16 protein-coding genes are annotated in these 13,693 nt (G+C 63.4%); 6 read left to right on the forward strand and 10 right to left on the reverse strand.

Annotated features, from left to right (window positions below):
• Nucleotides 1-74 precede the first annotated feature (74 nt).
• From ACH79_RS07695 to coxB, 5 genes are all read right to left on the reverse strand, one after another.
• Entirely contained in the window at nt 75-719 is a 645-nt protein-coding gene (locus ACH79_RS07695; protein ID WP_161850478.1) for a cytochrome c oxidase assembly protein, read from the reverse strand.
• A 5-nt stretch (nt 720-724) separates the two neighbouring features.
• Nucleotides 725-889, reverse strand: coding sequence for a CoxF protein (locus ACH79_RS07700; RefSeq protein WP_161850479.1), 165 nt, complete (start codon nt 887-889; stop codon nt 725-727).
• 18 nt (nt 890-907) lie between these two features.
• Nucleotides 908-1,867 carry a heme o synthase gene (locus ACH79_RS07705; RefSeq protein WP_161850480.1) on the reverse strand — a complete coding sequence of 320 codons (960 nt, stop codon included), beginning with the start codon at nt 1,865-1,867 and terminating at the stop codon, nt 908-910.
• A 59-nt stretch (nt 1,868-1,926) separates the two neighbouring features.
• Nucleotides 1,927-3,546, reverse strand: a complete 1,620-nt coding sequence (gene ctaD, locus ACH79_RS07710; RefSeq protein WP_161850481.1) for a cytochrome c oxidase subunit I — start codon at nt 3,544-3,546, stop codon at nt 1,927-1,929.
• Between the two features lie 83 nt (nt 3,547-3,629).
• The gene (gene coxB / locus ACH79_RS07715) at nt 3,630-4,466 is read right to left on the reverse strand and encodes a cytochrome c oxidase subunit II (protein ID WP_161850482.1); all 837 of its coding nucleotides are present in this window, start codon (nt 4,464-4,466) and stop codon (nt 3,630-3,632) included.
• A gap of 490 nt (nt 4,467-4,956) precedes the next feature.
• Between coxB and ACH79_RS07720 the strand changes: the two genes are divergently transcribed.
• Nucleotides 4,957-5,493: an invasion associated locus B family protein gene (locus ACH79_RS07720; RefSeq protein ID WP_246738463.1), complete on the forward strand. Its 537-nt coding sequence runs from the start codon at nt 4,957-4,959 to the stop codon at nt 5,491-5,493.
• Nucleotides 5,494-5,508: 15 nt separating this feature from the next.
• On the opposite strand, the gene ACH79_RS43750 is transcribed toward ACH79_RS07720, so the two are convergent.
• Both ACH79_RS43750 and ACH79_RS07735 read right to left on the reverse strand, forming a co-directional pair.
• Complete coding sequence (locus ACH79_RS43750; protein WP_246738464.1) at nt 5,509-6,624, reverse strand: redoxin domain-containing protein; 1,116 nt, start codon at nt 6,622-6,624, stop codon at nt 5,509-5,511.
• Between the two features lie 10 nt (nt 6,625-6,634).
• Nucleotides 6,635-7,027, reverse strand: a complete 393-nt coding sequence (locus ACH79_RS07735; protein ID WP_161850485.1) for a DoxX family protein — start codon at nt 7,025-7,027, stop codon at nt 6,635-6,637.
• A gap of 135 nt (nt 7,028-7,162) precedes the next feature.
• On the opposite strand from ACH79_RS07735, the gene ACH79_RS07740 reads away from it, so the two are divergent.
• Nucleotides 7,163-7,558, forward strand: a complete 396-nt coding sequence (locus tag ACH79_RS07740; protein WP_161850486.1) for a helix-turn-helix domain-containing protein — start codon at nt 7,163-7,165, stop codon at nt 7,556-7,558.
• A 7-nt stretch (nt 7,559-7,565) separates the two neighbouring features.
• On the opposite strand, the gene ACH79_RS07745 is transcribed toward ACH79_RS07740, so the two are convergent.
• Nucleotides 7,566-8,060: a GNAT family N-acetyltransferase gene (locus ACH79_RS07745; RefSeq protein WP_161850487.1), complete on the reverse strand. Its 495-nt coding sequence runs from the start codon at nt 8,058-8,060 to the stop codon at nt 7,566-7,568.
• An 88-nt stretch (nt 8,061-8,148) separates the two neighbouring features.
• On the opposite strand from ACH79_RS07745, the gene tldD reads away from it, so the two are divergent.
• From tldD to ACH79_RS07765, 4 genes are all read left to right on the forward strand, one after another.
• Complete coding sequence (tldD, locus tag ACH79_RS07750) at nt 8,149-9,573, forward strand: metalloprotease TldD (RefSeq protein WP_161850488.1); 1,425 nt, start codon at nt 8,149-8,151, stop codon at nt 9,571-9,573.
• Entirely contained in the window at nt 9,573-10,361 is a 789-nt protein-coding gene (gene lepB, locus ACH79_RS07755) for a signal peptidase I (protein ID WP_371419372.1), read from the forward strand. The genes tldD and lepB overlap by 1 nt, the downstream gene beginning before the upstream one ends.
• A gap of 114 nt (nt 10,362-10,475) precedes the next feature.
• Nucleotides 10,476-10,817 carry an MmcQ/YjbR family DNA-binding protein gene (locus tag ACH79_RS07760; protein ID WP_161850489.1) on the forward strand — a complete coding sequence of 114 codons (342 nt, stop codon included), beginning with the start codon at nt 10,476-10,478 and terminating at the stop codon, nt 10,815-10,817.
• Between the two features lie 97 nt (nt 10,818-10,914).
• Nucleotides 10,915-11,481 carry a nucleotidyltransferase family protein gene (locus tag ACH79_RS07765; protein WP_161850490.1) on the forward strand — a complete coding sequence of 189 codons (567 nt, stop codon included), beginning with the start codon at nt 10,915-10,917 and terminating at the stop codon, nt 11,479-11,481.
• A 99-nt stretch (nt 11,482-11,580) separates the two neighbouring features.
• Here ACH79_RS07765 and ACH79_RS07770 read toward each other — a convergent pair whose 3' ends face one another.
• Nucleotides 11,581-12,138 (reverse strand): PAN domain-containing protein, encoded by a 558-nt coding sequence (locus ACH79_RS07770; protein WP_161850491.1) that lies wholly within the window; start codon nt 12,136-12,138, stop codon nt 11,581-11,583.
• 146 nt (nt 12,139-12,284) lie between these two features.
• Complete coding sequence (locus ACH79_RS07775) at nt 12,285-13,655, reverse strand: glutamate--cysteine ligase (protein WP_161850492.1); 1,371 nt, start codon at nt 13,653-13,655, stop codon at nt 12,285-12,287.
• Nucleotides 13,656-13,693: the final 38 nt, after the last annotated feature.

Genomic DNA, 13,693 nt, shown 5'->3' on the forward strand with positions numbered 1-13,693 from the left:
CCCTTCGGCACATATTCGTCTCAAATTTCAAAGCCGAAACCCGTTAGATACGGAATCCAGCGGTCATAGGTTTCTCACAAGTTTCCCTTGCGCTTGTCGCCTTCGCCGGCTGCCACGGGCTTCGGCGCCGGATCGCGCACGGGATAGAAGGTGTAGGACAGCGTGATGGTTTTCAGCCCGTCGTTCTCGCTGTCCTTGGCCAGCGCCGGATCGACGTAGAAAACCACGGGCATTTCGCGCTTCTCGCCCGGACCCATGGTCTGTTCGGTGAAGCAGAAGCAGTTGATCTTCTGGAAATAGGCGCCGACCGTGAGCGGTGCGACGTTGTAGGCCGCGACGCCGGCGGTAGCGCGCGCCGCCTGATTGGTCACGGTGTAGAATACGGTGATGACCTCGCCGATCCGGACCTCGATCTCGTTCTGCTCGGGCTCGAACTTCCAGGGCAGGCCGGGACCAACATTGGCGTCGAACCGCACGGAGATCTTGCGGGCAAGCGGCGCGTCCGACGGCGCCGAGGTCGCAACCTGGGTGGTACCGTTGAAGCCGGTGGCGCGGCAGAACCAGTCGTAGAAGGGCACGGCGGCATAGGAGGCGCCGACCATGAACACCACGACAAAACCGCAGATCGACGCCACCAGCGCATCGCGGGTCAGCGTCCGACGCGCGGCGATCTTTTCGCCTTCCGCCCTGCCCTCGCTGATCTGCGGCTCGTTCTGCATCTCAATCACATCGGCCGGACGAGAACGGCCGGCCCCTTGACCATGGTGACCGCGAAGAACAGCACGACGAGAACGCCGAGCGCGAGCGCAATGGCGATCGAGCGATGACGGCGGCTTCTTTTCTGCGCCTCGGTGAGGACGATTCCATCTGGCTGCTGCTTGTTGTCCATGCGCTCGCCATACGCCCCCTACCCGACCAAAGGCATAACGGCGCGGATCGCCGGTGCGACCGCGCGGACGACGACCTCGAGCAGGAGGGTCGCAAACAGCGCGAACAAATATAGGATCGAGAAGGCAAAGAGCCGGCGCGTCGCGCGGCCCGCCTGCTTGCCCACGCGGTGGCGGTAGACGTCGATGGCAAGCCACATCATGCCGGCGCCAAGCACGAGTGAGACGACACCGTAGACCGCGTCGAAATAGCCGAGCGGCCAGGGCGCAAACGCGGTCGCGACCAGCACGACGGTGTAAAGCAGGATCTGCAGGCGCGTCGCGTCGGGACCGGCGACGACGGGCAGCATCGGCACGCCGGCGCGGGCGTAATCGTCGGAACGGAACAGCGCCAGCGCCCAGAAATGCGGCGGCGTCCAGAAGAAGATGATGAGGAACAGGAGCACCGGCTCCATCGACAGCGAGCCGGTGGCGGCGGCCCATGCCACCACAGGCGGCAGCGCGCCGGCGGCGCCGCCGATCACGATGTTCTGCGCAGTCCAGCGCTTTAGCCACATGGTGTAGATCACGACATAGAAGAAGATCGTGAACGCTAACAGCCCGCCGGCCAGCCAGTTGACGAGGACGCCGAGCGTCATCACAGCGAAGAACGAAAGCGTCAGGCCGAACGCCATCGCTTCGCCGGCGGTGATGCGGCCGCGCGGGATCGGCCGGTTCGCGGTGCGCGACATCTTGGCGTCGATGTCGCCCTCAAGCGCCATGTTCAGCGCGCCCGAGGCGCCGGCACCGACCGCGATGCAGAGGATCGAGGTGAACGCCAGGATTGGATGGACGTAGCCCGGCGCGATCACGAGGCCGACCAGCGCGGTGAAGATCACGAGGGACATCACCCGCGGCTTCAAGAGCGCAATGTAGTCGCCGACTTCCGCCTCGGAAATCCGAGGCCGAACATCGATGGCGTTATGGTCGACTACCGACAAGATCTATCTCGCTTCATCAAGGCCGCGGCGCGCAACGGATGCGCGCCGCGAATAACCGTTTACTGTACGCGCGGCAGCACTTCGAACTGGTGGAAGGGCGGCGGCGACGTCAGCGTCCATTCCAGCGTGGTGGCGCCCGCGCCCCACGGATTGGCCTCCGCCGCCTGCTTCTTCACGAAGGCGTCGATCACGCCCCAGATGAAGATCAGCACGCCGAAGCCCGAAATGTAGGAGCCGACCGAGGACACCAGGTTCCAGCCGGCGAACGCGTCTGGATAGTCGACATAGCGGCGCGGCATGCCCGACAGGCCGAGGAAGTGCTGCGGGAAAAACACCAGGTTGACGCCGATGAAGGTGATCCAGAAGTGCAGCTTGCCGATGAATTCCGAATACATGTAACCCGACATCTTCGGGAACCAGTAGTACCAGCCGGCGAAGATCGCGAACACGGCGCCGAGCGACAGCACGTAGTGGAAGTGCGCGACGACGTAGTAGGTTTCCTGCAGCACGCGGTCGACGCCGGCATTGGCCAGCACGACGCCGGTGACGCCACCGACCGTGAACAGGAAGATGAAGCCGATCGACCACAGCATCGGGGTGCGGAATTCGATCGAGCCGCCCCACATCGTGGCGATCCAGGAGAAGATCTTCACGCCGGTCGGCACTGCGATCACCATGGTAGCGGCGACGAAATAGGCCTGCGTCGCCGACGACATGCCGACGGTGTACATGTGGTGCGCCCACACCACGAAGCCGATGCCGCCGATCGCGACCATGGCGTAGGCCATGCCGAGATAGCCGAACACAGGCTTGCGCGAGAAGGTCGAGACGATCTGGCTGACCATGCCGAAGCCGGGCAGGATCAGGATGTACACTTCGGGATGGCCGAAGAACCAGAACAGGTGCTGGAACAGCAGCGGGTCGCCGCCGCCGTCGGCAGCGAAGAAGGTGGTGCCGAAATTGCGGTCGGTCAGCATCATGGTGATGGCGCCGGCCAGCACCGGCAGCGACAGCAGGAGGAGGAACACCGTCACCAGGATCGACCACACGAACAGCGGCATCTTGTGCAGGGTCATGCCCGGCGCGCGCATGTTGAAGATCGTGGTGATGAAGTTGATGGCGCCGAGGATCGAGGAGGCACCGGCCAGATGCAGCGACAGGATCGCGAAGTCGACCGCCGGTCCCGGATGGCCCGATGTCGACAGTGGCACATACATGGTCCAGCCCGCGCCGACGCCGTTGGCGCCCGGTTCACCTTCGACGAAGGTGGACATCAAGAGCAGCGCGAAGGATGCCGGCAGCAGCCAGAACGAGATGTTGTTCATGCGCGGGAACGCCATGTCGGGCGCGCCGATCATCAGCGGCACGAACCAGTTGCCGAAGCCGCCGATCATCGCCGGCATCACCATGAAGAAGATCATGATCAGGCCGTGCGAGGTCACGAACACATTGTAGGTGTGGGATTCGTGGAAGAGCTGGACGCCGGGATACATCAGCTCGACGCGGATCGCGATCGACATCGCAGCCCCGATGATACCCGCGAAGATCGCGAAGATAAGGTACATCGTGCCGATGTCCTTATGGTTCGTCGAATAGACCCAGCGCCGCCATCCGGTCGGATTGGCATGCGCATGGTCGTCATGGGCGTGATCGTGATGTGTCGCAGCGGTCGTTGCCATTTTGAAATCCTGCCTTGCAGTCCCTTTGCGGACCTTTTCAGGTCCCGTCGCCCTTGTCCCTTGCTTACCCCTTGGCCCGCGCCTTACTGCGCGGCCTGGCCACCAGCCGAAGCGTAAGTGTTCGCCGGGTTGGTCGCATATTTCTTCTTCGCCGCCTCAACCCAGGAAGCGAATTCCTGGTCGGTCACCACCTTGACTGCGATCGGCATGAAGGCGTGATCCTTGCCGCACAGTTCGGAGCACTGGCCGTAATACATGCCGACCTTGGTCGCCTTGAACCAGGTCTCGTTGAGCCGGCCGGGGATCGAGTCGATCTTGATGCCGAACGAAGGCACGGCGAACGCGTGGATCACGTCGGCGCCGGTGGTCTGGACCCGGATCACCTTGTTGACCGGCACCACCATCTCGTTGTCGACGCCGAGCAGGCGCGGCTGCTTGTCCTGCGCCATCAGCGAATCGAACTCGAACTTGCCGTTATCCGGGTAAGCGTAGCTCCAGTACCACTGCTTGCCGGTGACCTTCACGGTAAGGTCGGCCTTGGGAATGTCGAGCTGCTGGAACAGCAGGCGGAACGACGGCACCGCGATACCGACCAGGATCAGCACCGGGATCAGGGTCCAGGCCACCTCGATGAGCGTGTTGTGGGTGGTCTTGGAGGGAACCGGATTAGCGTTGGCGTTGAACTTCACGACCACGATAACCAGCAGCGCCAGCACGAACAGGGTGATCAGCGTGATCAGCACCAGCAGCAAATTGTGGAAGCTGATGATGTTTTCCATCACAGGGGTCGCGGCTTCCTGCAGCGTGATTTCCCACGGCTTGGGCTGTGCCGCAAACGCCGCCCCACCGGCGACGAGCGCCATGCCCGCCACCGTCAACCCCAGCAACCGCCGGCCCATCTGGCCACTCGACATCTTCATGCCGCTCGCGCTCCTTTAGAAAAAATCCCCAAAGCATTCCCACCGGATGGCCGGGAATGCCGCACGATCCGCCCTCACAAACGGCCTACCGGAGGTACTATACCTCGGGCCAGATCGTTAGAACGCGTCGAAATCCAGCCTCTCAAACCATAATTCTAAGGCTCTCGCAATGCAGTAGTAGGGTGCAAAGCCATGCGTCACCTGCTATTCGCCGGACGCCGGATTTTCCAGCTAAATCAGCAAAAACCCGCCGTTTCGCAAGCTCGTGCCGCTTGACAGCCGGTTTGCCGGATGTAGGCACAGTCACGGCGATCCCGGACGACCTGATTCGCTTGGGCCAGCCCAATCCTTGACGGCATGGATTGGCTCTCGGCTGCCTTTAAGGCGCCGTCATTGCGTATCAGTCCGGATGAACCCAGTTACAACGCGTGCTGCCAGCCCGGCCGGAAACGTCACCGGCCGCTGCCGGAAACCAAGAGGATCGACCCGGATGGGGCGTTCGAAACATCAGGCAGGATTTGGCCTGGAACCGGCCCGCTGGCTCGGCGGCCTGCTCGCCGTGGCCTTCCTGTTCGGCCTGACCCAGGCGGCGAGCGCGCAAGGCGCCGTGCGGTCGGTTCATGGCGACTGGCAGATCCGCTGCGACACCCCGCCGGGTGCCCAGGGCGAGCAATGCGCGCTGATCCAGAGCGTGGTCGCCGAGGACCGCTCCAACGCCGGCCTCACCGTGATCGTGCTGAAGACCGCCGACCAGAAGAGCAAGTTGATGCGGGTAGTGGCGCCGCTCGGCGTCCTGCTGCCCTCCGGCCTCGGGCTGAAGCTCGACAACCAGGACGTCGGCCGCGCCGGCTTTGTTCGCTGCCTGCCCAATGGCTGCGTCGCCGAGGTCGTGATGGACGAGAAGCTGCTCGGCCAGCTCCGGGGCGCCAAAACCGCGACCTTCATTATTTTCGAGACGCCCGAAGAGGGCATCGGCTTCCCGCTCAGCCTGAACGGGCTGGGCGAAGGATACGACAAGCTGCCGTGACGCCGAGCCGACAGCTCAACCGGCGCTGGCGTAATAATCGAGCAGCCGGCGCGCCTCGGTAGAGAGCCAGTCCGCTTCGCCGCTGATATAGCCTTCGACTTGCCCGGTGACGCCGATCAGGAAAGTGATCGGCATGGCGTACAGCGCGAACGGCGTGTCGGCCTGCCCGCCTGCGCCGGTTCTTGCCACGAGGCCATCGGGATCAAGACCGATTGCGAGGCGGCGAAGCTTCAACGCTTTCACAAACGGCGCAACGACCGATCGGTCGCGATCCGTCGCCACGGCGATCACCTCAAAATCCCTGCGGTCGCTCGCCGCCAGCCGGTCCAGCATCGGCAGTTCGGTCCGGCAGGCGGGGCACCAGGTCGCCCAGAAATTGACGAGCGCGACTTTGCCCCGCAGGGACGTCAAATCGATCGCGCCGCCGGACAGACGCGGAATTGGTACCGATGGCACCGGCCTTGCGCCGCGAAGCTGGATGAACTGATGCCGGACGGTTGCGAACGGCGGCGGCCCATCGGCCCGGACACGAGCCGACATCGCGGCCAAGGCGCCAGCCCCGAGCAGCCCTGCAACGAGGGTGCGGCGTGTTAGTCTGCGATGTGGCGTCATGGCCGATATCCGCTTGTCATGACCGGATGTAGGACCAGCCGGCTTCCTGTAGTTCGATATGCGCCCGGGCCCGCTCGGCACAAGATCGACATTGTCAATCAGTGTGATCGGACGGCCCTCTTGGCGTTCCATGCCGAGCTTGGTTGCCTCGCAGACCACGAATCGGATGTTCGAATTGACCGTCCTCAATACGCGCAGCATGTCTTTCACCGGCGAGGTATCGGCGCGCAACATGTGAACGCCGGCATTATAGGCGACCACCTCGATCGTGAACGGTTCGTTCCGTTCCTGGTAGTATTTCGGGAGGTTGAGCGAGGTCGAGATCAAGGCGCGCATCGTGGTGGGATCGTCGGTGTTGATCGGCAGCACCAGCCGATGCATCGGCGGCGAAGCTGGCTTCGTCTGCGGTTTTGAGGTCGCCGCTTCGGATCCTGTCAGTAACAGGGTCACCGTCAGCGGCAGCACGAAGGCCAGCACAAGCCCTGCAACGGCCGTCAATTCGCGGCGAGAAATGCGCATCGCAGCAGCCTCACGAAGTCTCGGCAAGCAATGCGATCTGGCCACGCTCCGCATAGGCAACCACAGCGTTCAGCGCCAGAAGAACAATGGCCGGCACCGGCGAGCCGCCGATGACGAATAAATGGGTGATCACCGCGCCGATCATGATGCAGATCAGCAGCAGCGCGCCGAGGGCGGCCTTCCGGGGCAAGAGCAGCAGGATCGCGCCCATGATTTCGAGACCGCCGGTGACATAGCGAAACCATTGGCCGAGCCCGATATGCTGAAACTCCTCGACCAGCATGGGGACGCCATAGAGCTTCGCCCCGCCGGCCGCCACAAAGGCGAGCGCAAGCAATCCCCTGACCACCCACAGGGTGGCAGACGTCCAGTACGGTCTGGTTGGCGCAACAATCGTAGACATCGAGAAAACTCCCGAAATGGTGAAAGCGGCGGTGGACAGCAGTGCCATCCGCCGGCGGAGCCCCTAAGGGGCTGTCAAACCCAAAATTCGGGACTAAGATGAAATTGACAAGTAGGATGATTTTTCTGGGGTAGTATGGAAAAACAGACTAATGAGAATGAAGGGCAGGAATGCCCGTCCGAACGGGCCAGAGCGCAGTTGCATCGGGCGCTTCGCCTGCTCTCAGGCAAGTGGAAGGGCGAAATCCTCTGGCAGCTTGTCGACGGCAAGCAGCGGTTCGGCCAATTGCGGCGCGCCATCCCGGATGTGACTCAGCATATGCTGACGACCCAGCTCCGCGACCTCGAAAGCGAGGGCTTGGTGAAGCGCACAGTATTTCCCGAAGTGCCGCCGCGGGTGGAATACGAGATGACCCCGGCGGCCCGAGCGTTGCGGCCCGTGTTCGACGAGCTGTTCCGCTGGGCCAATGCACACGTCAGGCCGGAGCCCGGCGCGGACACTGCCGGCAAAGGGGATGACAAGCTGCCGTGAGGGGTTGCTAGAACAGCAGCCCCATCAGGACCAGGTTTTCGTAACCGCCATCAACGAGAATGCGGTTGCGCTGCAGCCCTTCGATTGCAAAGCCGAATTTCTTGTAGAGCTCGATCGCGCCCGTATTGCTCTCCCGAACCGTCAGTTCGACCCGTCGCAGCCCAAACTCCCGCGCCGCGCCGAGCGTCTGCCGGATCAAACGCCCGCCTATTCCCTGTCGCCGGAATTCCGGCAGCAACGCGATCCCGAGAACGCCGACATGGGCATAGATCGGCCTTGGGTTGGGCACAACATCGCACCAGCCGATGACCCGGCCGGAGGAAACCGCGACCAGTTGCGGATAACCATGCGCGATATTGTCGAGAACGAAGGCCCGCGTCGCTTCGAACGGCGGGGCTTCCAGAAACGCCAGATAGCGCCGCTCCCGCGCGACGAAGTCGAGGGCTCGATGAAAGCTTTCGATATGGTCTTGCGTTATCGGAACAATTTCGACTGCAGCCATCGTCTCGGCAACGTGTTGATTCCGCCCCTCGCGGAATGGCGGGGAAACAACTATCTTGGATGCGCCCCTCCGACAACGGACTGATTTGATGACCAATCCCGCTACAACCTCCCTCCTCGACCGCGCCAATCTCGACCGCGATGCCGTCCGGCGCGAGATCACGCGGGGCCTTTCGGGCGCCGACGACGGCGAGCTGTTTCTGGAATATGGCCAGACCGAAGCGCTCGGTTTTGACAATGGGCGCTTGAAGCAGGCGACCTATGACACCAGCCAGGGTTTTGGCCTGCGCGCGGTGAAGGACGACGCGGTCGGTTACGCGCATTCATCTGATGTCTCGCTGCCGGCGCTGATCCGCGCGGCGGATGCGGTCGCGGCCGTGCGCGGCGGCTACAGCGGCAATTTTGCCGCTGCGCCCGCCCATACCAACGTCCGGCTCTATGGCGACGAGAATCCGCTGGATGCGCCGGGGTTCGAGGCCAAGGTGAAGCTGCTGGCCGAAATCGACGCCTATGTGCGCGACAAGGATCCGCGGGTGCGGCAGGCTTCCATCAGCCTGGGGGCCACCTGGCAGGTGGTGGAGATCTTGCGGCCCGACGGCGAAAGCTATCGCGACATCCGCCCGCTGGTGCGGGTCAATATTTCGGTGGTCGCCGGACAAGGCGACCGGCAGGAAAGCGGCAGCAAGGGCTATGGCGGCCGCGAGGGCTATGCCCGCTTCATTGAGACCAAGGCGTGGCGCGAGGCCGCCGATGGCGCGATCCGCGAGGCGCTGGTCAATCTGGAATCGGTCCCTGCTCCTGCCGGCGAGATGGACGTGGTGCTGGGCGCCGGCTGGCCCGGCGTGATGCTGCATGAAGCGGTCGGTCACGGCCTCGAAGGCGACTTCAACCGCAAGCAGACCTCGGCGTTCGCAGGGCTGATGGGCAAGCAGGTCGCGGCCAAGGGCGTCACCGTGGTCGACGACGGCACCATGGCCTCGCGGCGCGGTTCTCTCTCCATCGACGACGAGGGCACGCCGACCAACCGCACCGTGCTGATCGAGGACGGCATCCTGGTCGGCTACATGCAGGACCGCCAGAACGCGCGGCTGATGAACATGAAGCCGACCGGCAACGGCCGCCGCCAGAGCTACGCCCATGTGCCGATGCCGCGCATGACCAACACCTACATGCTGGCGGGCCAGCGCGACCCCGCGGAAATTTTGGCCTCTGTGAAGAACGGCGTCTATGCCGCCAATTTCGGCGGCGGCCAGGTCGACATCACCTCCGGCAAATACGTGTTCCAGTGCACCGAGGCCTACAAGATCGAGAACGGCAAGCTCGGCGCGCCGCTCAAGGGCGCGATGCTGATCGGCAACGGGCCGACCGACCTGCACAGAATCACCATGGTCGGCAACGACCTGGCGCTCGATACCGGCATCGGCACCTGCGGCAAGAACGGCCAGGGCGTGCCGGTTGGCGTCGGCCAGCCGACGCTGCGGATGGAACGGATCACGGTCGGAGGAACAGGCTAGTGAGCGACGAGAAATTGGTAGGTGGTGACAAGGATGCATCTCCCGGCCAATGGGCGAGCTGGCGCGCGCAAGCCGTGCAGTTGGCGGCAATTGTTGCCGTCGTGTTCGTCGCCAAGGGCGCACTTGCCGAACCGTTTTACGTGCCATCCGGCTCGATGGAGCCGACGCTTCTGATAGGCGATGCGCTAGTGGCGTCGAAATACCCCTACGGCTACGGCGCGGCGTCGCTGCCGATCCAGATCACGCTGCCCGAGACCGGCCGCCTGTTCGGCGATACGCCCAAGCGTGGCGACGTCGTCGTGTTCCGCTGGCCCGGTGACCGCTCGCAGGCCTGGGTCAAGCGCGTGGTGGGATTGCCGGGCGACCGCATCCAGTTGCGTCAGGGCCAGCTCTTCATCAACGACCATGCAGCTGAGCTGAAGCCAGACGGCGTCGGCCAGGCGGAAGACGACCGCGGCAATACCGAACGGGCCTATCGCTTCATCGAGACGCTGCCGAACGGCGTCAGCCACGCGATCTTCAAGATGCGCGACAATGGAAGGCTCGACAACACGCAAGAAGTGACGGTGCCGCCGGGGCAACTGTTCGTGCTCGGTGACAACAGGGACAATTCCGCCGACAGCCGCGTCGCGGTGCGCGATGGCGGCGTCGGCCTGTTGCCGATCGACAATCTGATCGGCCGCGCCGATGCTGTGGTCGGCTCCTGGGATCTCGGCATGCGCAGCCAGCCGGTGTGGACCTGGCTGTCGGGTTTCCGGCTGGCGCGGTTTTTTACCTCGGTGCATTGAGCACTCTCTCCGTCATGGCCGGGCTTGGCCATCCACGTCTTGCTTACTGATGCACTTCTAAGACGTGGATGCCCGGGACAAGCCCGGGCATGACGAAGAAGAGCGTGAGATCGGATGACCTTCGACGACGTCAGAAAAATCGCGCTTCGCTGGCCTGAGGTCGAGGACGGCACTTCCTACGGCACGCCGGCCTTGAAGGTGCGCAAGAAGATGCTGGTGCGACTGAAGGAAGACGGCGACAGCCTGGTGATGCCGGGCGTGCCAAGGGACGAGCGCGAGATGCTGGTGGAAAGCCAGCCGAAGACGTTTTACTTCACCGATCACTACCGCGATTATCCGATGGTGCTGATCCGCCTGTCTAAGGCTCGCAGCGCCACCGTCGAGCCGTTCCTTCGCCGGCACTGGCGTACGCTGGCGTCGAAAAAGGCGGTGAAGGAATTCGATACGACTTTGTAGGGTGGGCAAAGGCGCGCACGCCGTGCCCACCATCTTTCCATGATCGTAAGGGAATGGTGGGCGCGCTGCGCTTTGCCCACCCTACGGCGGCGTGCCTATGGATAAAGACCAATTCCTCACCGCCGCCTTGCAAAATCCCGCCAACGAAAGCATCGCCGAAGAGCTATTTCGGCTCGCGCTGCCCGACGCGTGGCTGGTCTCCGGCTGTCTGGTGCAGACCGCGTGGAACGTGCTGACCAGACGCGCAGTCGACTACGGCATCAATGATTACGACGTGTTCTATTTCGATCCCGATACGTCGTGGGAGGCGGAAGACGCGATTATTCGCAAGCTGGCGGAGCGCTTCACTGAACACGGGATCGCGGTCGAGGCGCGCAACCAGGCGCGCGTTCATCTATGGTACCCAGAGAAGCATGGCCTGCCCTATCCGGAGCTACGCTGTTCGACGCAAGGCATCGACCGGTTTCTGACCAGGAACACGCAGATCGGAATTCGGCGTGTGCGGGATGGCTATGAGGTCTATGCGCCGAATGGTTTTGACGATGTCGCTGGGCTGATCGTAAGGCCCAATCCCGGCGCGAATTTTTCCGCGGCGAATTATGAGGCGAAGGCTGCGCGCTGGAAGGCGCTGTGGCCGGAGATCACGGTGTTGCCGGCGGAATGAAGCCGTAGCCCGGATGGAGCGCAGCGAAATCCGGGAGTGTTGCGGCTGGGTGCGCCCCCCGGATTGCGCTTCGCTCCATCCGGGCTACGGTTCTATACGCTACCGCACCACGCCCGAGGTAAACCCCGCCTTCCGTCGCGGTGGCTTGATGTCCTTCTTCAGGAAGCAATGCGCTTCCTTGCCGGCATAGCCCGGCCGCGCGTAGGTCCAGGCGCGGCATTTGTTGTCGGCGGCGCAGGCGGCCTTGCAGGCGTCGTCGCCACCGTCGCTACTCTTGAGGTCGAAGCTCTTGTAGTCGCCGCCGAAGCGGTCGATCGAAGTTTCGCTTGTCTCGTTGCGCCGCTCGACCACCCCGGCGCCGCGTACGCCGGAAACGCAGCACTCGCTCTGCACCCGCGCCGGCACGTTGCTCTTGAGCCAGCACACCGCGCGGTTGGCGAGGTCAGTCGGATAGTTGAAGCTCCAGGCGCGACAGCGCTTGTCGCGCTCGCAGACCAGCGCGCATTCCGCCGGATCGCCTGAGATCACGGGTGCGCTGAGATAGTCGCCGCCGGGACGGTCGAAATTGGCCTGCGCCAGCGCCGGGCGCGCGGACAGGGCCGCTGCCAAAAAGGCGAGCGTCACCACACACGCCCTGAGCCGGCGAACAGTCCCCATCTGCGGTAGCTTTCGAATTCGCGTTTTCAGGACGGGATGACTTGTCTCAAATCGTCATCACGCCCTGTCTGTTTGATCCGGGCGCCATTTGAGCGCCATCAACCTGTACGGTGGATGAACGGCCCAGAAGCGAAGCACCCATTCAATCAGAACGCGTATTCCTGATAGACAGGCTCGACGGAACCGCCCCAGGGGCCGTTGAATTTGTCCAGCATCTCTTCCGCCGGCGTGCGGCCCGAATCGAGAATCCGCTCCAGGGGTTCGAGGTAACGGCTCTCGTCACGGCCGAGTTGATCGATGCGGCCACGCCGCCTGAGGCCTGAATGCGACAGCTTCAGGCATTCCTTGGCGATCTCGAATAGATAACGATCCTTGATCCTGGCCTTGAAGCCGAAGCGCGGCACGTCGTCGCGCAACGCCTGGCGTTCCTGCGCGGTCCAGTGGCTGACCAGATCCCAGGCCGCATCCAGGCTCTCATTGTCGTACAAGAGACCGACCCAGAACGCCGGCAGCGCCGGCAGCCGGCCCCACGGCACGCCGTCGGCGCCGCGCATTTCCAGATAGCGCTTGAGGCGGACTTCCGGGAAAATCGTCGACAGATGGTTGGCCCAGTCCGACAAGGTCGGGCGCTCTCCGGGCAGCGAGTTGTTGCGGCCCTCGAAGAAGGCACGGAACGACGAGCCGGAAACGTCGATATATTCGTCGCCGCGCTTGACGAAGTACATGGGCACGTCGAGCGCGTAGTCGACCCAGCGCTCGAACCCCATGCCGTCCTCGAATACCCACGGCAGCATGCCGGAGCGGGCATTGTCGGTGTCGCGCCAGATCTCGGAGCGGAACGACAGGAAGCCGTTGGGCTTGCCTTCCGTGAACGGCGAATTGGCGAACAAGGCGGTTGCCACCGGCTGCAGCGCGATCGAGACGCGCAGCTTCTTGACCATGTCGGCTTCCGAGGAGAAGTCGAGATTGGTCTGCACCGTACAGGTCCGGTACATCATGTCGATTCCGTAACTTCCGACCTTCGGCATGTAGTTGGTCATGATCTTGTAGCGGCCCTTGGGCATCATCGGGATCTGCGACCGCGACCAGGACGGCGTCATGCCGAGCCCAAGGAAGCCGATTCCCAGGGGGGTCGCGATCTCGCGGACCTGCGCCAGATGCGCCATCAGCTCGGACTGGGTCTGATGCACGGTCTCGACCGGCGCGCCGGACAGTTCGAACTGTCCGCCGGGCTCCAGCGAAATCGCGCCGCCGCCGGTAACATCATAGAGACCGATGATGTTGCCGCGCTCCATGATCGGCTCCCAGCCAAGCAGGAGCTGCATGCCTTCGAGCAGCGCGCCGATGCCGCGCGCGCCTTCGTAGGGCACAGGCTGACGGCCATCGAGCGTGAACGGGGTCTTCTCGTGCTCGGTGCCGATGCGGAACTCGGACGGCGGCTTGATGCCGGCTTCGAACCACGTGACGAGCTCGTCACGCGATTGCAGCGGCGTCATATCGATCTGGTCACGCGCCATGAAAAAATCCGGATAACTGGCGATTCGACCGAACGCGC

Source organism: Bradyrhizobium sp. CCBAU 051011 (assembly GCF_009930815.1).
Lineage (GTDB): Bacteria > Pseudomonadota > Alphaproteobacteria > Rhizobiales > Xanthobacteraceae > Bradyrhizobium.

Coding starts and splice junctions, on each gene's coding strand:
- ctaD (WP_161850481.1), bottom strand. CDS start 3,546: ATGGCAACGACCGCTGCGACACATCACGATCACGCCCATGACGACCAT.
- ACH79_RS07735 (WP_161850485.1), bottom strand. CDS start 7,027: ATGTCTACGATTGTTGCGCCAACCAGACCGTACTGGACGTCTGCCACC.
- tldD (WP_161850488.1), top strand. CDS start 8,149: ATGACCAATCCCGCTACAACCTCCCTCCTCGACCGCGCCAATCTCGAC.
- ACH79_RS07770 (WP_161850491.1), bottom strand. CDS start 12,138: ATGGGGACTGTTCGCCGGCTCAGGGCGTGTGTGGTGACGCTCGCCTTT.
- ACH79_RS07775 (WP_161850492.1), bottom strand. CDS start 13,655: ATGGCGCGTGACCAGATCGATATGACGCCGCTGCAATCGCGTGACGAG.
- ACH79_RS07695 (WP_161850478.1), bottom strand. CDS start 719: ATGCAGAACGAGCCGCAGATCAGCGAGGGCAGGGCGGAAGGCGAAAAG.
- ACH79_RS07760 (WP_161850489.1), top strand. CDS start 10,476: ATGACCTTCGACGACGTCAGAAAAATCGCGCTTCGCTGGCCTGAGGTC.
- ACH79_RS07745 (WP_161850487.1), bottom strand. CDS start 8,060: ATGGCTGCAGTCGAAATTGTTCCGATAACGCAAGACCATATCGAAAGC.
- coxB (WP_161850482.1), bottom strand. CDS start 4,466: ATGAAGATGTCGAGTGGCCAGATGGGCCGGCGGTTGCTGGGGTTGACG.
- ACH79_RS07700 (WP_161850479.1), bottom strand. CDS start 889: ATGGACAACAAGCAGCAGCCAGATGGAATCGTCCTCACCGAGGCGCAG.
- ACH79_RS07740 (WP_161850486.1), top strand. CDS start 7,163: ATGGAAAAACAGACTAATGAGAATGAAGGGCAGGAATGCCCGTCCGAA.
- ACH79_RS07720 (WP_246738463.1), top strand. CDS start 4,957: ATGGGGCGTTCGAAACATCAGGCAGGATTTGGCCTGGAACCGGCCCGC.
- ACH79_RS07765 (WP_161850490.1), top strand. CDS start 10,915: ATGGATAAAGACCAATTCCTCACCGCCGCCTTGCAAAATCCCGCCAAC.
- ACH79_RS43750 (WP_246738464.1), bottom strand. CDS start 6,624: ATGCGCATTTCTCGCCGCGAATTGACGGCCGTTGCAGGGCTTGTGCTG.